The sequence below is a fragment of the Streptomyces apricus genome (assembly GCF_008369065.1).
GTDB lineage: Bacteria > Actinomycetota > Actinomycetes > Streptomycetales > Streptomycetaceae > Streptomyces > Streptomyces apricus.
The window spans coordinates 72,863-93,808 of record NZ_VDFC01000011.1 but is presented as its reverse complement, the minus strand read 5'-3'; the positions used below and the strand labels follow the sequence as shown (position 1 = coordinate 93,808).

General features: G+C 72.3%; 17 protein-coding genes. 8 read left to right on the top strand and 9 right to left on the bottom strand.

What is annotated here, in order from left to right; translation table 11 throughout:
* Positions 1-678: 678 nt before the first annotated feature.
* On the bottom strand, positions 679-2,586 hold the full coding sequence (locus tag FGF04_RS04395; protein ID WP_188113956.1) for an ABC transporter ATP-binding protein: 1,908 nt from the start codon (positions 2,584-2,586) through the stop codon (positions 679-681).
* Positions 2,587-2,640: 54 nt separating this feature from the next.
* On the opposite strand from FGF04_RS04395, the gene FGF04_RS04390 reads away from it, so the two are divergent.
* The 5 genes from FGF04_RS04390 (at position 2,641) to FGF04_RS04370 (ending at position 10,317) form a co-directional block, all read left to right on the top strand.
* Positions 2,641-3,741: a lysylphosphatidylglycerol synthase transmembrane domain-containing protein gene (locus tag FGF04_RS04390; RefSeq protein ID WP_149509870.1), complete on the top strand. Its 1,101-nt coding sequence runs from the start codon at positions 2,641-2,643 to the stop codon at positions 3,739-3,741.
* Between the two features lie 388 nt (positions 3,742-4,129).
* Complete coding sequence (lnt, locus tag FGF04_RS04385) at positions 4,130-5,743, top strand: apolipoprotein N-acyltransferase (RefSeq protein WP_149509869.1); 1,614 nt, start codon at positions 4,130-4,132, stop codon at positions 5,741-5,743.
* Between the two features lie 72 nt (positions 5,744-5,815).
* A complete protein-coding gene (locus FGF04_RS04380; protein WP_149509868.1) occupies positions 5,816-6,289 on the top strand; it encodes an NUDIX hydrolase in 474 nt (157 codons plus the stop codon).
* 193 nt (positions 6,290-6,482) lie between these two features.
* The gene (locus tag FGF04_RS04375; protein ID WP_408055583.1) at positions 6,483-7,988 is read left to right on the top strand and encodes a hypothetical protein; all 1,506 of its coding nucleotides are present in this window, start codon (positions 6,483-6,485) and stop codon (positions 7,986-7,988) included.
* A 109-nt stretch (positions 7,989-8,097) separates the two neighbouring features.
* A complete protein-coding gene (locus FGF04_RS04370; RefSeq protein WP_149509867.1) occupies positions 8,098-10,317 on the top strand; it encodes an NADP-dependent isocitrate dehydrogenase in 2,220 nt (739 codons plus the stop codon).
* 119 nt (positions 10,318-10,436) lie between these two features.
* Here the strand turns inward: FGF04_RS04370 and FGF04_RS04365 are convergent, their stop codons facing one another.
* Positions 10,437-11,702, bottom strand: coding sequence for an alpha-L-fucosidase (locus tag FGF04_RS04365; protein WP_149509866.1), 1,266 nt, complete (start codon positions 11,700-11,702; stop codon positions 10,437-10,439).
* Between the two features lie 302 nt (positions 11,703-12,004).
* On the opposite strand from FGF04_RS04365, the gene FGF04_RS04360 reads away from it, so the two are divergent.
* Positions 12,005-12,412, top strand: coding sequence for an SseB family protein (locus tag FGF04_RS04360; protein WP_149509865.1), 408 nt, complete (start codon positions 12,005-12,007; stop codon positions 12,410-12,412).
* A 53-nt stretch (positions 12,413-12,465) separates the two neighbouring features.
* Here the strand turns inward: FGF04_RS04360 and FGF04_RS04355 are convergent, their stop codons facing one another.
* The 3 genes from FGF04_RS04355 to FGF04_RS04345 all read right to left on the bottom strand — a co-directional run bounded on the left by FGF04_RS04355 (position 12,466) and on the right by FGF04_RS04345 (position 14,107).
* Positions 12,466-12,906 (bottom strand): MarR family winged helix-turn-helix transcriptional regulator, encoded by a 441-nt coding sequence (locus FGF04_RS04355; protein ID WP_149509864.1) that lies wholly within the window; start codon positions 12,904-12,906, stop codon positions 12,466-12,468.
* A 120-nt stretch (positions 12,907-13,026) separates the two neighbouring features.
* Positions 13,027-13,377 carry a VOC family protein gene (locus FGF04_RS04350; protein ID WP_149509863.1) on the bottom strand — a complete coding sequence of 117 codons (351 nt, stop codon included), beginning with the start codon at positions 13,375-13,377 and terminating at the stop codon, positions 13,027-13,029.
* A 145-nt stretch (positions 13,378-13,522) separates the two neighbouring features.
* Positions 13,523-14,107 (bottom strand): TMEM165/GDT1 family protein, encoded by a 585-nt coding sequence (locus FGF04_RS04345; RefSeq protein ID WP_149509862.1) that lies wholly within the window; start codon positions 14,105-14,107, stop codon positions 13,523-13,525.
* 368 nt (positions 14,108-14,475) lie between these two features.
* Here FGF04_RS04345 and FGF04_RS04340 point away from each other — a divergent pair, with 368 nt between their 5' ends.
* Positions 14,476-14,922 (top strand): SseB family protein, encoded by a 447-nt coding sequence (locus FGF04_RS04340; RefSeq protein ID WP_188113954.1) that lies wholly within the window; start codon positions 14,476-14,478, stop codon positions 14,920-14,922.
* On the opposite strand, the gene FGF04_RS04335 is transcribed toward FGF04_RS04340, so the two are convergent.
* From FGF04_RS04335 to FGF04_RS04320, 4 genes are read right to left on the bottom strand one after another with little or no spacing between them, the layout of a single operon-like run.
* The gene (locus FGF04_RS04335; protein ID WP_149509861.1) at positions 14,910-15,941 is read right to left on the bottom strand and encodes a LacI family DNA-binding transcriptional regulator; all 1,032 of its coding nucleotides are present in this window, start codon (positions 15,939-15,941) and stop codon (positions 14,910-14,912) included. The two genes, FGF04_RS04340 and FGF04_RS04335, sit on opposite strands and share 13 nt — an antisense overlap.
* The gene (locus FGF04_RS04330; protein ID WP_149509860.1) at positions 15,938-16,846 is read right to left on the bottom strand and encodes a carbohydrate ABC transporter permease; all 909 of its coding nucleotides are present in this window, start codon (positions 16,844-16,846) and stop codon (positions 15,938-15,940) included. The genes FGF04_RS04335 and FGF04_RS04330 overlap by 4 nt, the downstream gene beginning before the upstream one ends.
* A complete protein-coding gene (locus FGF04_RS04325) occupies positions 16,843-17,772 on the bottom strand; it encodes a carbohydrate ABC transporter permease (protein WP_149509859.1) in 930 nt (309 codons plus the stop codon). Before FGF04_RS04325 ends, FGF04_RS04330 begins: the two co-directional genes overlap by 4 nt.
* Positions 17,769-19,088, bottom strand: coding sequence for an ABC transporter substrate-binding protein (locus tag FGF04_RS04320; protein WP_149509858.1), 1,320 nt, complete (start codon positions 19,086-19,088; stop codon positions 17,769-17,771). Before FGF04_RS04320 ends, FGF04_RS04325 begins: the two co-directional genes overlap by 4 nt.
* Positions 19,089-19,272: 184 nt before the next feature.
* Between FGF04_RS04320 and FGF04_RS04315 the strand changes: the two genes are divergently transcribed.
* On the top strand, positions 19,273-20,946 hold a 1,674-nt coding region (locus FGF04_RS04315; RefSeq protein ID WP_149509882.1), incomplete at its 3' end, for a beta-galactosidase.

Here is a 20,946-nt window from a genome sequence, read left to right as displayed (position 1 = left end):
CCCGTGCCGTGCTGTCGTGCTGCCGTGCTGCCGTGCTGCACAGAAGACCCCCGTCTTCCGCGCAGGGCGAATTCAGCTGTTGCAGTGGTACGTGGACACTTCGCCGGCGACGGCGGGTCCGACACGTCTCGGACTTCGAGGATCGATCACCGCGTCCGGCGCCCGGGACGCGACTGCTGGCTGTGCACAGCGCCTGACCTATTGATCATGATTTGTCGCCATGTGTCCGAACAGCTGAGCTGAAGCACGGTCAATCTAGACCATCGGGACCGGTATGTAGAGGGGATGTGTGCAAATTGCGGTCAACCTTTGAGTCATAAGAGTGCGTTGACGAAAGACGCATGCCTTGCGGCCTGTGCACCGCCGCGGGGCCGGAGGAGGCCCGTGTGCGCCCGCTCCGGCCAGCGGCCGGGGCGGGCGACGCGTGGTGCGTCCGGTGGGGTGCGGGTGGCTCGGGCCGCCGGACGGGCCGCAAAGGCCCTGGTCGCCGGGCCGGAGGCCTGCCGGGCGCCGCGGGGCCGAACGGCGGGAGGGCTCACCGCGCCCTGTCCCGCGACGGCCGGCCCGGCGGTCCCGGGCGGGGCGCCGGGAGGGCCGGGGACGTCACCGGCCGTGGTGTCGATGTTGGCTTCAAGTGAGCGTTCGGTGAAGGCGGAGGTTTCTACGCGCGTCTTGCGGCTACGCCGCCGCCCCGTCGAGCGGGTCCGGGCCGGGCCGTCCGGTGGACGCCGCCGCCCCGCCGAACTGCGTCCGGTACAGCTCCGCGTACCGGCCCCGCGCCGCCAGCAGTTCGTCGTGCGTGCCGCGTTCGACGATGCGGCCCGCCTCGACCACCAGGATCAGGTCGGCCGCCCGTACCGTCGACAGGCGGTGGGCGATGACGACCGCGGTCCGGCCTTCCAGGGCCTCGGCGAGGGCGGCCTGGACGGCGGCCTCCGAGGTGTTGTCCAGGTGGGCGGTGGCCTCGTCGAGGACGACGACGCGCTGGCGGGCCAGGAGCAGCCGGGCGATGGTCATGCGCTGGCGTTCGCCGCCGGAGAGCCGGTAGCCGCGCTCGCCGACCACCGTGTCGAGGCCGTCGGGCAGGGAACGGACGAGGTCGTCGAGACGGGCCCGGCGCAGGACGTCCCAGAGTTCGTCCTCGCCGGCGTCCGGCCGGGCGAGCAGCAGGTTGGCGCGGACCGACTCGTGGAAGAGGTGGCCGTCCTGGGTGACCATGCCGAGGGTGGCCCGCACCGACGCGGCGCTCAGGTCGCGGACGTCGACGCCGCCGATGCGTACGGAGCCCTCGTCGGCGTCGTAGAGGCGGGGCAGCAGTGCGGCGATCGTGGACTTGCCCGCGCCGGACGAGCCGACCAGCGCGACCGTCTGCCCGGCCCCGGCGCGGAAGGAGATGCCGTGCAGGACCTCGGTGCCGGCCCGGGTGTCGAGCGCGGCGACCTCCTCCAGGGAGGCCAGGGAGACCTTGTCGGCGGACGGGTAGGCGAAGCGGACGTCGGTGAACTCCACCGCGACCGGGCCCTCGGGGACGGTGCGGGCGTCCGGCTTCTCCGCGATCAGCGGCTTGAGGTCCAGCACCTCGAAGACGCGCTCGAAGCTGACCAGGGCGCTCATCACCTCGACGCGGGCGCCGGCCAGCGAGGTGAGCGGCGCGTACAGGCGGGTCAGCAGCAGGGCCAGCGAGACGACGGCGCCCGGCTCCAGGCTGCCGCGCAGGGCGTACCAGCCGCCGAGGCCGTAGACCAGCGCGAGCGCCAGGGCGGAGACGAGGGTGAGGGCGGTGATGAACACGGTCTGCGCCATCGCGGTGCGCACCCCGATGTCCCGTACGCGGCGGGCCCGTTCGGCGAACTCGGCCGATTCGTCGTCCGGCCGCCCGAAGAGCTTGACGAGGGTGGCGCCGGGGGCGGAGAAGCGCTCGGTCATCCGGGTGCCCATGGCGGCGTTGAGGTCGGCGGCCTCGCGCTGGAGCCGCGCCATCCGCCGGCCCACCCGGCGGGCGGGGACCACGAAGACCGGCAGCAGGACGAGCGCGAGCAGGGTGATCTGCCAGGACAGGGTGAGCATCACGGCGAGGGTGAGCAGCAGGGTGACGAGGTTGCCGACCACTCCGGACAGGGTGTTGCTGAAGGCGCGCTGGGCGCCGATCACGTCGTTGTTGAGACGACTGACGAGCGCGCCCGTACGAGTGCGTGTGAAGAACGCGACCGGCATGCGCTGCACATGATCGAACACGGCTGTCCGCAGGTCGAGGATGAGTCCCTCGCCCAGGGTCGCGGAGAACCAGCGGCTCACCAGGCCGAGCGCCGCCTCGGCGAGCGCGATCACCGCGATGAGCAGGGCGAGCCGTACGACCGTCCCCTCGTCGTCGCCGGCCACGATCGCGTCCACCACGCGTCCGGCGAGGACCGGTGTCGCCACGGCGAGCAGCGCCGTGGCGACGCTCAGTGCGATGAATCGCGCGATCCGGCGCCGGTGCGGGCGGGCGAAGCCCGCGATGCGGCGCAGGGTCGCGCGGGCGAACGGGCGGCGCTCCCGCTGGGCGTTCATGACGCTGTACAACTGCGTCCAGGCTGTCGTCTCCATACTCATGGGACCGACCGTAGGACCTCAAGTTTCCTTGAGGTCAAGGGAAACGCGATGACACGCACCGAACAGCCGCCGTCCCCGTCGCCGCAACCCCTCGTTGGTGCGGCGTGGAGAACCTCTTCCGGTGTGACGGCCGAACCGCTTCCCCTGAACCTGCTCGATCCCCCGGGCCCGGGACGTCCGCGCGGACGCGTCCTCGCGCGCGTCCCCGTACGTGTTCCCGCGCGCCTGCCGGTCCGGCAGGTCCTGTGCCTGCTCCCGCTCGCCCTGGTGGCCGTGGTCGCGGTGCGGCACCGGGCCGTGCTCGCGGAGGGTTTCGGCCACCTCGCCTCGGCGAAGTGGCCCTGGCTGCTGGCCGCGGCCGGTGCGACCTGCCTGACCTGGGTGGCTGCCGCCTTCACGCGGCAGGGCGCCCTCGTCCCGCGGCTGCCCGGGCGCCGGCTCGTGGCGGTCCAGTTCGCGGCGGGCGCGGCCAACCACCTGCTGCCTACGGGGCTCGGGGCGAGCGCGGTCAACCTGCGGTTCATGACGGTGTGCGGGGTGCCGCCGGCCCGTTCCGCCGCGGCCCTCGCGCTCTATCTGCTGGCGGAGTCCGTCGCGCGGGTCGCCCTGCTGGCGGCCCTGCTGATCGCCTTCCCCGACGCGCTGCGGCTCGGCGGGCTCCTCCCGGACGCGGCGGTGGGTCCGCTGCTGCTCGCCGCCGGCGGCGTGGTGTGCGCCGCCGTGGCGGTCCTGCTGCTCGTACGGCGGGTGCGTACCGTCGTGTCCGGGTTCCTGCGGACCGCGCTGGGCGAGGCGCGGTCGGTGCACGCGCGGCCGGCCCGGGCGCTGGCGCTGTGGGGCGGCGCCTTCGCCTTCCCCGTCTGCCAGGCGGCGGGACTGGTCGCGGTCGGCCGGGCGCTGGACCTGCCGGTGGCGCCGCTGCACATGGCCGTCGCCTACCTCGCGGCCACGGTCGCCGTCGCGCTGGTGCCGGTGCCGGGCGGGATCGGTTCGGTGGAGGCGGCGCTGATCGTGGCGCTGGTGGCGGCGGGCGGCCCGGCCGCGGTCGCGACGGCGGTGGTGCTCGCGTACCGCATCGTGACGGTGTGGCTGCCGCTCCTGCCGGGGGCGTTGACACTGGGGGCGCTGGTACGGCTGAAGGTGATCTGAGCCGCGCGATCCTGCGGCTCAGCCCCCACGCCCCGGTTGTGGCACGGCTGCCGGACGGTGGGGGCGGGCCGCGCCGTTCCCCGCGCCCCTCACGGGGCGCCGAGCCGCGGCGGTTGATGTACGGGCAACCGGCGGCCTCGGACCATCGCATGCTGCGGGACGGTGGGGGTGGGCCGCGCCGTTCCCCCTGTGACGGGCCCCGACCGCCCGGCCGGAAACGGCCTGTACGTCGAAGGCTCCGGCATACCGTAACGGGTGATGCGCCGCTTTGTGGACGAGTTGCGCAGAAACGATGCGGCACGTGTGGTCCGCGGCGCCCGGCCAGGCGCCCGGCCAGGCGCGCGGACCGCGCTGTCGGCGGCCTGGTCACGCGCCGTACACTCCCCGGGTGACCGTCACAGCGACCTCCGTAGACGAGCCGGAACAGCTCGAACCGCAGGACCGGCCCGTCCCACGCGTGCTCCGGACGGCGCGACGGCTCGTCCCGGCCGCCGCCGCGGCACTCTCCGGAGTGCTGCTGTACGTCAGTTTCCCGCCACGCACCCTGTGGTGGCTGGCGCTGCCGGCCTTCGCGGTCCTCGCCTGGTGCCTGCACGGCCGCACCTGGAAGGCGGCCCTCGGCCTCGGCTACCTCTTCGGCCTCGGCTTCCTGCTGCCGCTGCTGGTGTGGACCGGCGTGGAGGTCGGCCCCGGCCCGTGGCTGGCGCTCGTGGTCATCGAGGCGGTGTACGTCGCGCTCGTCGGCGCCGGCATCGCGGCCGTCTCCAAGCTGCCGGGACGGCCCCTGTGGGCGGCCGCCCTGTGGATCGCCGGTGAGGCGGCACGCGCGCGCGTGCCCTTCGGCGGCTTCCCCTGGGGCAAGATCGCCTTCGGCCAGGCGGACGGCGTCTTCCTGCCGCTCGCGGCGGTCGGCGGCACCCCGGTCCTCGGGTTCGCCGTCGTCCTGTGCGGCTTCGGCCTGTACGAGACCGTCCGGCAGGCCGTCGAGGTGCGCCGCACCCGCGTCGTCCGCCGCGGGGCCGCCGCCGTAGCGCTGCTCGCCCTCGTCCTGCCCGTGGCCGCCGCCCTCGCCGCCCGCACCCTGGTCAGCGACCGCGCCGAGGACGGCACCGCCACCGTCGCCGTCATCCAGGGCAACGTGCCGCGCGCGGGCCTCGACTTCAACTCCCAGCGCCGCGCCGTCCTCGACCACCACGCGCGCGAGACCGAACGCCTCGCCGCGCGCGTCGAGGCCGGCGAGGTCGCCCGCCCGGACTTCGTGCTGTGGCCGGAGAACTCCTCCGACATCGACCCGTTCCGCAACTCCGACGCCTACGCCGTCATCGACGAGGCGGCCAAGGCGATCGGCGCGCCCGTCTCGGTCGGCGGCGTCGTGCAGCGGGACGGCAGGCTCTACAACGAGCAGATCCTGTGGGATCCGGTGAAGGGCCCCGGCGCCACCTACGACAAGCGGCAGGTCCAGCCGTTCGGCGAGTACCTCCCGATGCGCTCGCTCATCGGCGCGATCAACGAGAACTGGACGTCGATGGTCGGCCAGGACTTCAGCCGGGGCGACGAGCCGGGCGTGTTCACCATGGCGGGCACCGAGGTCGGCCTCGCGACCTGTTACGAGGCCGCCTTCGACTGGGCCGTGCGCGACACCGTCACGAGCGGCGCGCAGATCATCTCCGTACCGAGCAACAACGCCACGTTCGACCGCAGCGAGATGACCTACCAGCAGCTCGCCATGTCCCGGGTGCGCGCCGTCGAGCACAGCCGCACCGTCACCGTCCCGGTCACCAGCGGCGTCAGCGCCGTGATCATGCCGGACGGCAGGATCACCCAGCGGACCGGCATGTTCGTGGCGGACTCGCTCGTCCAGGAGGTCCCGCTGCGCTCCTCCGAGACCCCGGCCACGCGCCTGGGCATCCTGCCGGAGATGCTGCTGGTCCTGGTCGCGGCGGGCGGGCTCGGCTGGGCGGTGTCGTCGGCGGTGCGCGCCCGGCGCACCGGCTCGCTGTAGCCGGACCGCCAGATCCCGGCCCGCGGGGCCGGACCCGCCGGGACGGCGCAACCGGCCCCTTAGGGTCGGACCATGGGCACTCCTGACTTCATCCACACGATCCGGGCCACCGCCGGCCGTCAACTCCTCTGGCTCCCCGGGGTCACCGCCATCGTCCTGGACGACGAGGGCAGGGTCCTGCTCGGACGCCGCGCCGACACCGGCAGATGGGCCGTCATCGGCGGCATGCCGGATCCGGGGGAGGAGCCGGCGGCGTGCGCCGTGCGGGAGGTGTACGAGGAGACCGGCGTGCGGTGTGTCGCCGAGCGCGTCGTGCTGGTCCAGGCACTGAAGCCGATCACGTACGCCAACGGCGACGTCTGCCAGTTCATGGACATCACCCTCCGCTGCCGGGCCGTCGGCGGCGAGGCCCGGGTCAACGACGACGAGTCGCTGGAGGTCGCCTGGTTCGCCGTGGACGCGCTCCCCGCACTGGACGAGTTCGGCCTGTTCCGGATCAAGCAGGCGCTGTCGGACGAGCCCACCTGGTTCGACCCCGCGTCCTGAACCGGAGCCGGGGGAAGGGACCAGAGCCGGGAAAGGGCGGACACGCCGACCGGGTTGCCCGGTTTTCGCCCTGCGCTTCCGAGCTGTCCACGTTAATTTGTCCATGTTTCTGATCCTTTGATGCTGCTCGCCTTCCGTGGCGCGTCCCGCGCCGCGGAAGGCGACTGTGCGTTCTCAGGACGAAAGGCGGACGATGGCAAGGACCCTGAACGCCCCTCCCGTGGGAGCCGGGCGCCCCCGCGCGCTGCCGGCCGTGCGGACCGGACCGGACACCGGGGGCCGCGGCTGGCCCGCGGTGGCCGCGACCGCCTTCGCACTGGCCCAGCTCGTGCTCGTACGGCCCGGCATGGGTCTGGGCTGGGACGAGACGGTGTACGTCAGCCAGGTCGGCGGCGACGCCCCGGCGGCGTTCTTCAGCGCCCCCCGTGCCCGCGGCGTCTCCCTGCTGGTCGCGCCGATCGCCTCCTGGTCCTCCTCGACGCCCCTGCTGCGGGTGTTCCTGGCCCTGCTGGCCGGGCTGGGCCTGTACCTCGCCCTGCGCGCCTGGCGAGGGCTCTTCCCGGCCCGCGTCCTGGGCGCCGCGGGCGCCCTGTTCGCCACCCTGTGGGTGACCCTCTTCTACGGTCCGCAGGCCATGCCCAACCTCTGGGTCGCCCTCGGCGCCCTCGCCTGCACCGGCTGCTTCCTGCGGGCCCGCGCCGACGTGCGCGACCGGGCCGCCCTGTGGGGCGTGGCGGCCGGCGCCGCCCTGATGTCCTGGATGCGGCCCACCGACGCCGTCTGGATCTCCCTCCCCCTGGTCGCGGTGCTGGTGCACGACCGCGGCCGGCGGCGCCCGGCGCTGTGGGCCGCGCTCGCCGCCGGGCTCGGCTCCGGGGCCGCCGAGTGGATCGCCGAGGCGTACCTCGCCTTCGGCGGCCCGGCCGCCCGGCTGGCGGACGCCTCGGCGATCCAGGGCGGCCTCGGCTGGAACGTCGCCGTCCTCGACCAGTTGCGCAGCCTGCGCGGGCAGAGCCTGTGCCGTCCGTGCGACGGGTCGGTGCCACCCGCCTGGGTCATCGCCTGGTGGTTCGTCCTGCCGCTGCTCGCCGCCCTCGGCCTCGCCGTCGCGGTCAGGGCCCGGCGCACCGCCCCGACGCTCCTGCCGCTCGCCTGCGCCGCGACGGCCGCCGTCCCGTACCTCCTCCTGATCGGCTACGCCGCGCCGCGCTTCCTCCTTCCCTTCTACGCGCTGCTCGCCGTCCCGGCCGCCGACGCGCTCGTCCACCTGGTCACCGCGCCGCCGCGCGGGAGGCGGCCGGTGGCGGCGGTCCTGGTGGCGCTCGGCCTGGCCGCCCACCTGACCGTGCAGTACGTCGTGCTGGACGCGACGGTCACCCGCACCACCGCCGCCCACCACGACTGGGCCCGCACCGCGGCCGAGCTGCGCCGGCTCGGCGTACGGCCGCCGTGCCTGCTCACCGGGCACCGGGCGATCCCGATCGCCCACCTCGCCGGCTGCCGTTCCGTCCAGACCCGCGGGCACAACGCCAACACCACGGCCTCCGACATCGTGCGCGCGGCCCGGCGGCAGCCGGTCGCGGCCCTCACCGCCCCCGGGGACCGTCCGCCCGCCTTCGCCCGCCACTGGGACCGGTACCGCGGCGGCGGTCTGGGCATCCACATCGCGCCCGCGCGGGCCCCGGCACCCCGGGGATGACCGCCGGCGGCCCGGCCGTGGCGGAGTCGGGCGGCCTCCTGTCCGGCGGGCCGGCATCACGAGATATCTTGATGTCGAGCAATGTTGCAGACGTGGAGCGGAGCACCCGGTGACTGACTCGACCATCATCTACACGCACACCGACGAGGCCCCGGCCTTGGCGACCTATTCGTTCTTGCCGGTGGTCCAGGCGTACGCGTCGCAGGCCGGTGTCACTGTGGAGACCCGTGACATCTCGCTGGCCGGGCGCATCATCGCCCTCTTCCCCGAGTTCCTGGAGGAGGGGCAGCGCATCCCCGACGCCCTCGCCGAGCTGGGCGAGCTGGCCAAGACGCCCGGGGCCAACATCATCAAGCTGCCGAACATCTCGGCCTCGATCCCGCAGCTGAAGGCCGCGGTCGCCGAGCTGCAGGCGCAGGGCTACGCGCTGCCCGACTACCCGGACGACCCGAAGACCGACGAGGAGCGCGACGTCCGCGCCCGCTACGACAAGGTCAAGGGCAGCGCCGTCAACCCGGTGCTGCGCGAGGGCAACTCCGACCGCCGCGCCCCCGCGTCGGTGAAGAACTACGCCAAGGCCCACCCGCACCGCATGGGCGCCTGGACCGCCGACTCGAAGACGAACGTCGCGACCATGGGCGTCGACGACTTCCGCTCCACCGAGAAGTCCACGGTGATCTCCGAGGCCGGCTCCCTGCGCATCGAGCTGGCCGGCGACGACGGCTCGACCACCGTCCTGCGCGAGTCCGTCCCCGTCCTCGCGGGCGAGGTCGTCGACGCCTCCGTCATGCACGTGGCCGCGCTGCGCGAGTTCCTCACCGCGCAGATCGCCCGCGCCAAGGCCGACGGCGTGCTGTTCTCCGTGCACCTCAAGGCGACCATGATGAAGGTCTCCGACCCGATCGTCTTCGGCCACGTCGTGCGCGCCTTCTTCCCGAAGACGTTCGCGCGGTACGGCGAGACGCTCGCCGCCGCCGGCCTCACCCCGAACGACGGCCTCGGCGGCATCTACAAGGGCCTGGAGTCGCTGCCCGAGGGCGCCGAGATCAAGGCGTCCTTCGACGCCGAGCTCGCCGAGGGCCCGGAGCTGGCCATGGTCGACTCCGACAAGGGCATCACCAACCTGCACGTGCCGTCCGACGTCATCGTCGACGCGTCGATGCCGGCCATGATCCGCACCTCCGGCCACATGTGGGGCCCGGACGGCCAGGAGGCCGACACCCTCGCCGTCCTCCCGGACAGCAGCTACGCCGGTGTCTACCAGGTCGTCCTCGACGACTGCCGCGCCAACGGCGCCTTCGACCCGGCCACGATGGGCACGGTCCCGAACGTCGGTCTGATGGCGCAGAAGGCCGAGGAGTACGGCAGCCACGACAAGACCTTCGAGATCCCGACCACCGGCACGGTGCGCCTGGTCGACGAGGCCGGGAACGTCGTCCTGCAGCAGGCCGTCTCCGCGGGCGACATCTTCCGCGCCTGCCAGACCAAGGACGCCCCGATCCGGGACTGGGTCAAGCTGGCCGTCACCCGCGCCCGTGCCACCGGCGACCCGGCCGTGTTCTGGCTGGACGAGACCCGCGCCCACGACGCGCAGCTCATCGCCAAGGTGAAGGCGTACCTGCCGGAGCACGACACCGAGGGCCTGGACATCAAGATCCTGTCCCCGGTCGAGGCGACCAAGCTCTCCGTGGAGCGCATCCGCCGCGGCGAGAACACCATCTCGGTCACCGGCAACGTCCTGCGCGACTACCTGACCGACCTGTTCCCGATCCTGGAGCTGGGCACCAGCGCCAAGATGCTCTCGATCGTCCCGCTGATGAACGGCGGCGGCCTCTTCGAGACGGGCGCCGGCGGTTCCGCGCCGAAGCACGTCCAGCAGCTGGTCAAGGAGAACTACCTGCGCTGGGACAGCCTGGGCGAGTTCCTCGCGCTGGCCTCCAGCTTCGAGCACCTCGCGCAGACCACGGACAACGCGCGCGCCCAGGTCCTCGCCGACACGCTCGACCGGGCGACGGCCACGTTCCTGGAGAACGACAAGTCGCCGAGCCGGCGCCTGGGCGGCATCGACAACCGCGGCAGCCACTTCTACCTCGCCCTGTACTGGGCGCAGGAGCTGGCCGGGCAGACCGACGACGCCGAGCTCGCCAAGGTCATCGCCCCGCTCGCCGAGACGCTCACCTCGCAGGAGGAGACGATCGTCGCCGAGCTGAACGCGGTGCAGGGCGCTCCCGCGGAGATCGGCGGGTACTACCAGCCCGACCCGGCGAAGGCGGCTGCTGTGATGCGGCCGTCCGCGACGCTGAACGCTGCGCTGGCCACGTTGGCCTGAGCCTTGGCCTGAGCTCTGGCCTGAGCGTGCCCGCCGGCGGTTTGCTGCCGTCTGCGGGCGCGTCGTGGCTAAGCGCGCAGTTCCCCGCGCCCCTGAGGAACCAGGGGTGCGGGGAACTGTCATGAGCGGCCCGTTCCCGTGTACAGGTCCAGTTCGCCGTCCAGTTCGACTGCCAGGACCGTCGCCTGATCGTCCAGGTCGGCCGTTTGCGGGGCGTCGATCCACGTCACGCCCGGTACCTCGTGGAGGCCGCCGGTGACGTGGTGGGTCAGTTCCGTCCCCGTGCCGAGGACCGTGACGCGGCGGACCCGGTTGCGCAGTCCCCGTACCGAGACGGTGTCGCGCGGGGCGTCGAAGCAGACCAGGTAGAGCGTGCGCCGGTCGGCGGACAGGGTGCTGGGGCCGTAGTGGTGCCCGGCGGGCAGCCCGGCGAGCGTGTCGTACACCGCCTCGCGGTGCCGGGCGATCCACGCGCCCAGGCCCTCCAGGCGGACGGCCTGTTCCTCGGGGATCGTCCCGTCCTCGCGCGGGGCCGCGGCCAGCAGCAGGTTGCCGCCCATGCCGATCGTCTCGGTGAAGTACCGCACCAGCTGCCGCACCGACTTGAAGGCGCGGTCCTGCGGCCGGTGGCTCCACGAGTCGTTGAGGGTCAGGCACAGCTCCCACGGACCGTCCGGAGCCTTCAGCGGAGTGCCCTGTTCGGGGGTCGCGTAGTCACCGTGGGAGAGCATCCGGCCGTTGAGGACGGTGCCGGGACTGCCCGCCAGGATCAGATCGGCGAGCTCGCGCATTCGCCACTGCTCCTCGGTGCGCTCCCACTCGCCGTCGAACCACAGCAGGTCCGGCCGGAAGCGCTCGACGAGTTCGCCCACCTGCCCGTCGCGGTACGCGAGGTAGCGGGCCCAGGCCGCCGGGTCCTCCTCGCCCGGCTCGGCCTGCGAGTACGCGTTGAGGGGCACCACGTACGGGCCGGGGTGCCGCTCGCTCGCGTAGTCCGGGTGGTTCCAGTCGGAGTGCGAGTAGTAGAGGCCGACCTTGAGGTCACGCGCGCGCAGCGCCTCGACGAACCCGGCGACGAGGTCGCGGCCCGCCGGGGTGTCCCGGACCACGTCCAGATTGCGGTGTCCGGTGTCCCACAGGGCGACGCCGTCGTGGTGGCGGGTGGTGAGCACGGCGTACCGCGCGCCGGCGCGGGCGAACAGCCCGGCCCAGGCGCCGGGGTCGTAGCGCGACGCGGTGAAGCCGTCGAGCTGTGCCATGTACTGCTCGTGCGTCATCTCGCCCGTGTAGAAGGACCAGGACTCGGCGGCACCGCCCACCGCGTAGACGCCGTAGTGGATGAAAATGCCCAGCTTGGCGCCGGGGAACCAGGGTTGCATCGGCATGGGCCCACGCTAGGCGCGCGCTCCCGGCGGCGGGTGGGCGCCGGTCACCATCGCTGGTCCGTTTTCACCCCCACCGCGATCGTCCCTCCCGAACCCGCGCCGACCGCACGCGAACTCGTCGGCCGGACCGTCGCCCTGCGGCCCGTCCTCCCGCACCGCATCCCGCTGGTCCCGTGACCGTTCGGTGCGGGGTGTGTGGACTCCGCATGGCACCCCCGCACCACGGGTACGCGACCAGCCGCGCCCGAACCGGTGTACGCCGGTCCGGGCGGCCTGTTCCCGCCACTACGTCTGGATGTGTCATGGAGAACCCCACGAACGACATCGCCACGGTGGAGGCCCAGCGCGCGCTGAGTGCCCTGGCCGCGAACGCCGAGGACGGCGCCGCGCTGGACACGCTGGCCGGCAGCGACGTGCTGGTCCCGGTGCCCGACGACGCCGCCGAGGAGTCCGTCGCGGACCCGACGGTCGTGGCGCTGCCCGTCCTCGAACAGCCGGGGGAGGAGCCCCTGGTCCCGGTGTTCACCTCGGAGACGACCATGGCCGAGCTGCTGCCGTCCGTGTCGCGCTACCGCCTCGTACCGCTCGGGGCGCTCGCCGCGCAGTGGCCCGCGAGCGACCTCTCGCTGACCATCGACGCCAGTACGCCGCACGGCCTGACGCTCGACTCCCAGGGCGTACGCACCCTGCTGGCGCGCCCGTTCGCCTAGGACGTCTCCCGGGGCTCGGACTCGGGGCTCCGGCCTCGGGGCCGGGGGAGTCCTCAGCCGGCGTCGGTCAGCATGCGCGCGAGGGCGGCGCGCTGGAGCGGGCGCACCCGGGTGTGCAGGTCACGGCCCTTCTCGGTGAGGGCGACCCAGACCCCGCGCCGGTCCTCCTCGCAGATGCTCCGCTCCACGAGCCCCTCCTTCTCCAGGCGGCCGATCAGCCGGGAGAGGGCGCTCTGGCTCAGGTGGATGCGGTCCGCGATGTTCTGCACCCGGCACTGCTGCGGCGAGCCGCTGCCGGAGGACGTACCTGACGTGCCCGACGTGTTCGACGCGCCCGATGTGTTCGACGCGAGCATGTCGAGCACCTCGAAGTCGCTGGCGCCCAGGCCGTGCGGATGCAGTTCGCGGTCGATCTCGCACATCGTGCGGGCGTGCACCGACAGGATGTCCCGCCACTGGTCCTCAAGCCGGGGAGCGGCCTTCTCTGCTGCCATGACCGCACGGTAACAGAGAAGGAGCCGCTCGTTGAGTATGCAACTAGTGCATTTGCATGGAGTCGGTCACCCGCCGGCCGGACGGGCACCCGCCCCGCCCGGGACCGGCGCCCGCCCTGCTCAGGACGGCTCCTGGACGAGCCCGATGCCGTTGCCGTCCGCGTCCTTCACGGAGGCGACGAGCATGCCGCCGCCGACGTCCTGCACGTCCTGCACCACCTCGGCGCCCGCGCCCACGAGCGCGGCCAGCTCCGCCCGGACGTCGGCGACGCGCCAGTGGGGGACGGGCCCGGTCAGGCCCTTGGCGTGGCCGTTCGGGTCGAGGCCGACCTCCGGGCACCCCGGCGCCCGGAAGCCCACGTAGTACGCCTCGTCCACGTACGGCTCCACCCCCAGGAGCGTGCCGAACAGGGACCTGGCCCGGGCGAGGTCCTTGACGGGGTAGGTGACGGTCCTGAGGCCTTCGGACATGACGGGTCCCTCCGCTGACGTGATCCCACCGGCGCCGTTGTGCCGGTCTCCCACCGGTCGCTCGCCGGTGTCCTCACGCTACGGCCGCGTGCCGCGCACCCGCTTCTCCGATCCTGACCGGTCCTCCTGGCGCCCGGGCGGGCCGTCAGCCCGCGAAGATCTCCACCACCGACCAGACGGCGAGCCCGAGCATGCAGATCCCGCCGATCCGCTGGACGGTCTTCAGCGGAACCCGCTTGGCGATGAAGCGGCCCGCCAGCAGCGCGAGCGCGGAGACCGACATCAGGGCGGCGGCGGAACCGACGGCCACGGAGGCGATGCCGTTCGTGGCCGCGAGGTTGGCGGTCGTGATCTGCGTCAGATCGCCCCACTCGCTGATGAAGACGGCCATGAACGCGGTCGTGTAGACGGGCCAGAAACCGGTGACGGTCCGGCCGCCCGCGTCCTCCTCGTCGTCGTCCGCGCCGCCGCGCAGCAGCACGAACGCGCCGAACGCGAAGAGCGCCGCCGAGACCGACTTGACGGTCCAGTCGGGCAGCAGGCCGATGAGGCTGCCGGCGCCGACGGCGATCGCGACGTGGACGACGAAGGCGGTGGACGTGCCGAACCACACGTAGAGCGGCCGCATGCGGGTGCCCATGGCCAGCGACGCGAACATCGTCTTGTCGGGCAGCTCGGCGAGGAAGATCAGCCCGAAGGCGGTGAGGATCGCCAGGGGGTCGAGGTGCATTCCGGTGGCTTTCTGTAGGACCGGGCCCCCGGATCTTCGCGAAGCGCCCTCGACGGGGGCGACGGGAGAACCGATCGGCCCGGCATGACGGGTGCGCCGCGTGGTCGCGGGCACGGCAATGCCTGGCCGAAGGTCTCGCCCACCCGTGTGGTCACAGGGGCCCGGCCACCGGGAACCCGGGGGTTCCAGTGTGTCGACGACCGGTTCGCAGGGCTACTCCCCTTCGCAGTCACTCAGTGTACAGGGCATCGGTGCAGGTCTCGCATGGGGCCGGAGCGAGTGGGTATAAGAGGTGCATTCCGCATGGAACGGCCATCTCGGGCGATCGGGCTCCCGGGAGGCGCGCGGCAAGGACGGAACACGGCACCATGAGCGGTCCATCCGACGAAGACACCGCCGTTGTGATCCTGCGTGCCCTGGGCATCCTGGCCCACGACGGCGCGAACGAACACGCGCGGGCGACGCTCGCGGGCAGCACCGTCCTGGTCCCGTGGTACGGGGCGGACGACTGCACGGACCCGTTCGGGCTGTCACTGCCGGTCACGGAGCGGACCGTGCTGGTCTTCACCTCGGAGGAGCGCATGGTCCGCTCCCTGCCGGACGTCCTCCACTACTGCCTCGTCCCGCTGGGCGCGCTGCCGGCGCACTGGCCGGAGCGCGACCCCACCCTCACCATCGACATCGGCTCGCCGGACAGCGTGCTGCTGACCGCCGAGGGGGTGCGGCTCCTGCTGGCCACCGGAGCCGCACAGGGCAGGGCGACCGGAGCTACCGGAGCGACCGGGGCGGCGCAGCCCCCGGCTCAGGTCGACTGACGCTTGACCAGCTCCGTCGGCAGGATCACCGCCGCCGGGTCCTCACCGCCGATCTGCGCCAGCAGCACCCGCACCATCTCGGAGCTGATGCGGTCGTAGGGCTGGCGGATCGTGGTGAGCTCGGGGCTCGCGGCGACCGCCGCCGAGGAGTCGTCGAAGCCGCCCACCGCGACGTCGCCGGGAACGCTCCGGCCCGCCCGCTGCAGCGTGCCGAGCACGCCCTGCGCCATCAGGTCGGACGCCACGAACACCGCGTCCACGTCCGGCGCCCGCTCCAGGAGGAGCRCGGCGGCCGCCTCGCCGCTGGCCCGGCTGTAGTCGCCGGAGACGACGAGGCGTTCGTCCAGGCCGATGCCCGCCTCGGTGAGCACCTCCCGGTAGCCGGCCAGCCGCTCGACCCCGCCGGGCGTGTCCGGCGGGCCGGTCACCATCCCCACCCGGCGCCGCCCGAGCGACACCAGGTGGCGCACCATGTCACGGGCCCCGTCCCGGTCGTCCGCGGCCACGTAGCTGATCTTGGACCCGACGCCGATGGGCTTGCCGCACATGACCAGCGGCACACCGGCGTCGCGCAGCTGCTCGGCCACCGGGTCGCCGGAGTGGCTGGAGACCAGCAGCACCCCGTCGACGTGGCCCGCGGTGATGTACCGCGTGATGCGGCGCCGCTCGTCCTCGGTGCCCGCCAGCATCAGCAGCAGCGGGATGTCGTGCGCCGCCAGCGCCTGCGTGCAACCGCGCAGCAGGACGTTGAAGTTGGGGTCCTCGAAGAACCTCTCCTGCGGTTCGGTGAGTAGGAAGCCGATCGAGTCCGAGCGTCCGGTGATCAGCGAGCGGGCATGCCGGTTGACGACGTAACCCGTCCTGCGGATGGCTGAGTTGACCGCCTCCTGGGCGGCCGGGCTCACGTAGTGGCCGCCGTTGAGGACGCGTGACACGGTGCCCCGTGAGACCCCTGCCTCGCGCGCGACGTCGTGGATCGTCGGCGGTCGGCGCCGGCCCCCCGAATGGCTCATGGTCACGACTTTACGGCTCCCGACAGCAGATCGAGACTCCAGAACCGCTGGACGACCAGGAAGAGCGCGACGAGCGGGACCACCGCGAGCAGCGCGCCGGTGATCACCAGCGTGTAGAGGGCCGGGGTGTTGGAGCCCTGTTCGAGGAGGGTGAACAGACCGAGGGTGATCGGGAACTTCTCGTCGTCGCTGAGCATGATGTACGGCAGCAGGAAGTTGTTCCACACCGCCACGAACTGGAACAGGAAGACCGTCACCAGGCCGGGCACCATCATCGGCAGCGCGATCCGGGTGAAGATCCGCAGCTCGCCCGCCCCGTCCATCCGCCCCGCCTCGACGATGTCGGCGGGCACGGCCGCGGCCGCGTAGATCCGCGCGAGGTAGACGCCGTACGGGGACAGGACCAGCGGCAGCAGCACGGAGGCGTACGAATCCGTGAGGTCGGCCTCGGCCATGAGCAGGTACTGCGGGATCGCGAGGATCACCGGCGGCATCAGCACGCCCGCCATCAGGACGTTGAAGACGGTCTCCCGGCCGCGGAAGCGGTAGATCGCCAGCGCGTACCCGCTCAGCGCCGAGACGGCCGTCGACAGGAGGGCGCCGAGTCCCGCGTAGAGCGCGGAGTTGCCCATCCACTTCCAGTACACGCCGTCGCGGTAGGCGTTGAGGTCCGTGAGGTTCCCGGCGAAGCCGGTGCCCGGCAGGAACGTGAACGTCGAGAACAGCTCGCTGCCCGACTTGGTCGCCGCGATCACCACCCAGGCCACCGGCAGCAGGCAGTAGAGCGCGCCGACCAGCAGGGTCGCCGTCGGGACGAGGGCGGCGCGGCGGCGCGGCGGGCGCCCCGGGGCGGTGCCCGGCGCCGTGCCGGCGGCCGGTGCGGCCGTCTTGCGGACGGCGAGGGAACTCATCGTGCTGCCTCCTGCCGGGTACGGGAGTTCGCGGCCCGCAGGAAGCCGAAGGACAGGACCAGCGTGACGAGCGCGATGATCACCGCGGTCGCCGCGGCGGAGTGGATGTCGCCCTTGCCGAAGGCGTCCTGGTACACCTTCATCAGCGGACTCCAGGTCGTGGAGACGGAGTTGGTCAGGGGCTTGAGCGTGGTCGGCTCGCTGAACACCTGGAGCGTCGCGATGATCGAGAAGAAGAAGGTGAGCACCAGCGACGGCACCACCATCGGGATCTTGATCCTGAGCGCGGTCTGCAGCGGGGTCGCGCCGTCCAGCTTCGCCGCCTCGTACACCTCGGCCGGGATGGCCCGCAGCGAGGTGTAGATGACGATCATGTTGAAGCCGGTGCCGCCCCACACCGCGATGTTGGACAGCGCGACGAACAGCGGCCCGCCGTCCAGCAGGTCCGGCTGGGGCAGGCCCAGCCGGACCAGGACGAAGTAGAAGGGGCTGACGTCCGGCAGGTAGAGGAAGCCCCAGAGCATCGCGGCCACGACGCCGGGGATGGCGTACGGCAGGAAGATCGCGAGCCGGGTGACCGGTGCGAAGCGGACCCGCTCGGTGTCGAGCATCAGCGCGAACAGCAGCGCCAGCCCCAGCATCACCGGGACCACGATGGCGCCGTACCCGAGCACGCGCAGCGCTCCGGCGAGCAGTTCCGAGTCGGAGACGGCGTCGGTGTAGTTCTCCAGGCCCGCCCAGACCTCGTCCCGGGCCCCGGCACCGAGACCCAGGCCCTTGACCTGCACCTTGTGCAGGCTGAGCCACATCGCGTACCCGATGGGCAGCGCGAAGAAGAGAGCGAACAGGACCGCGGCGGGCAGCAGGAAAAGATAGGGGGCTCCCCTGACCCCGTACGCCTTCCGGATCCGGCGTGCGCCGGTCACTCCGCTACCTCGAAGCCCTGCTTCTTCAGGTCGGCGACGGTCTCGTCCTGCATCGTCGCCAGGGCGGCGCCGAAGTCCGACCTGTTCTTCGCGGCCGCGCCGAAGGCGTCGTTGAACGTGGTGTAGGCGACGTTCACGTTCGGGCCCCACGCGGAGGGCGCGGCGGTCTTCGCGATGGCGGCGGCCCGAGTGTAGAAGTCGGGCTGGTTGGAGAAGTACGCCGGCGGCTCGGCGAAGGCGTCACTGGTCTGCGCGGTGGTGGCCGCCGGGTAGATGCCGCCCTCCTTCGCGAGCGCGGTCAGCGCGGCGGGATCCGTGTTCAGCCAGGTGGCGAACTTCGCGGCGGCCGACCTGTGCTTCGAGTCCGTGGTGACGGCCGTGGACGAACCGCCCCAGCTGCCGGTCACGTCGTCGTCCTCGGACCACTGCGGCAGCGGGGCCATCGCCCACTTGCCCTTGGTGTCGGGCGCGGCGGTGGTGAGGGTGCCCGGCGCCCAGACCGCGCTCACCCAGGCGATCTGCTTGCCGGTGTTCATCGCCTTGTTCCAGGCGGGCGTGTACATCGGCTGGTTGTCGATGGCGCCCTCCTTCACGAGGCCGCCCCAGAAGTCGGCGACCTTGCGCGAGGCCGCGTCGTCGATGCCGACCTTCCACGTGTCGCCCTCGGTCGTCCACCACTTGGCGCCGGCCTGCTGGGCGAGACCGGCGAAGAGTCCGGAGTCGTTGGCGGAGAAGGTGGTCAGGTCCGTCTGCGGCGCCTTCTTCTTGAGCGCCCGGGCCGTCTCGGCGAACTGCTCCCAGGTCTCGGGGACGTCGAGCCCGTACTTCTCGAACAGGTCCTCGCGGTAGTAGAATATCATCGGCCCGGAGTCCTGCGGGATCGCGTACACCGCGTCCGAGCCCAGGGTGGTCTGCTGCCACACGCCCTCGGCGAACTTGTCCTTCGCGCCGTCCACGTCACCGGCTATGTCGGCGAGCGCGTCGTTGCTGACCAGCGTCGGCAGCGCCTGGTACTCGGCCTGCACCAGGTCCGGGGCCTTCTTCGCCTTGTGCGCGGTCAGGATCTTGGTGACCAGCGTGTCGCCGGAGGCCTGCTTCTTGACCGTGACCTGGATCTGCTCCTTCTTGCCCTGGCCCCGGTTCCAGAGGTCGACGACCTTGTCCATGCCCGGCGCCCAGGCCCAGTACGTCAGCGAGACCGGCCCCGACTCGGCCCCGTTGTCGTCGTCCGAGGACCCGCAGGCGGTGAGCGCGGTGGCGCCGAGGGTGACGGCGACCGAGATGGTCACGAGGCGACGCAGCTTCGTGTGTGGCATGGATGTATCTCCCTGACCGTGGACTCCGCCTGCTGCGGAGGCCTGCCATGCTTCTGTGAGCGTTCACAGTAGAGAAACATCTCGGACACTTGTCAATGGTTGTAGCTGTGCGGTTATGTTGGCCTCGCGCCGTCGGTGCTGTGTGTGCACGTTCCCAACAGATCGATCGACCGGGAGACATTCCATGCCGGAGACCACCCCCAAGGGCCTCACCGGGCTCGCCTTCGGTGGGGACTACAACCCCGAGCAGTGGCCGGAGGCCGTCTGGCAGGAGGACGTCCGGCTGATGCGCGAGGCCGGCGTCACGATGGTCAGCGTCGGGATCTTCTCCTGGGCCCTGCTGGAACCCGCGCCGGGCAGCTACGACTTCGGCTGGCTCGACCGGGTGCTGGACCTGCTGCACGAGAACGGGATACGCGTCGACCTCGGCACGCCGACCGTCGCACCGCCCGCCTGGTTCTACCGCGAGCACCCTGAGGCACTGCCCGTGGCCGCCGACGGCACCCGCTACGCGTTCGGCTCACGCGGCGCCGTCTGCCACAGCGACCCGCACTACCGGGCGGCCGCCGCGAACATCACCGAGCGGCTGGCCGAGCGGTACGGCGCACACCCCGCACTCGCCCTGTGGCACGTCCACAACGAGTACGGAGTGCCGGTCTCCGCCTGCTACTGCGACACCTGCGCCGCCCACTTCCGCCGCTGGCTCACCCGCGTGTACGGCACGGTCGACGCGGTCAACGAGGCCTGGGGCACGGCCTTCTGGGGCCAGCACTACACGGACCTCGACCAGATCGACCCGCCCCGGCTGACCCCGACGGTCGGTAACCCCGGCCAGGCCCTCGACTACAAACGGTTCGCCGACGCCACCATGCGCGAGAACTTCATGGCCGAGCGCGACATCCTGCACCGCCTGGCACCCGGCATCCCGGTCACCACCAACTTCATGACCGCCCTCAGCCAGTGCGACTCCGTCGACTACTGGGCCTGGGGACGCGAGGTCGACCTCGTCAGCAACGACCACTACCTGATCACCGACGGCCGCCGTACGCACGTCAACCTCGCCATGGCCGCCGACCTCACCCGCTCCGTGGCGGGCGGCGCCCCCTGGCTGCTCCTCGAACACTCCACCTCGGGCGTCAACTGGCAGCCCCGCAACCCCGCGAAGGCGCCGGGACAGATGGCCCGCAACTCGCTCGCCCACGTGGCCAGGGGCTCCGACGGCGCGATGTTCTTCCAGTGGCGGCAGTCCCGGCGCGGCGCGGAGAAGTTCCACTCGGCGATGCTCCCGCACGCGGGCACCGACTCCCGCGTGTGGCGCGAAGTGGTCGAACTCGGTTCGTCCGTCGACGCGTTGAGTGAGATCCGCGGCACCCGCACGGTGGCCGACGCCGCCGTCCTGTGGGACTGGCACTCCTGGTGGGCGCAGGGCCTGGACTGGCGACCCAGCGACGATCACGACCCGCGCGAGCGCGCCGACGCCTTCTACGAGGCCCTCTACGACCGGCACCTCACCGTCGACTTCGCCCACCCCGAAGCCGACCTGTCGGCCTACCCCCTCGTCGTCGTACCGGCCCTCTACCTGACGACCGAGGCCGCCGGACGGAACCTGACGCGGTACGTCGAGGGCGGCGGCACGCTCGTCGTCTCCTACTTCTCCGGCATCGTCGACGAGCACGACGCCGTGCACGAGGGCGCGTACCCCGGTCCGCTGCGCGACGTCCTCGGCCTGACCGTCGAGGAGTTCTCGCCGCTGCTGGCGGGCGAGCGGGTGCGCCTCGCCGGGCCCGACGGGTCCGAGCTCGCCGGCGACGTGTGGAGCGAGTTCGTCGTGCCGCGCGGCGCCGAGACCGTCTGGACG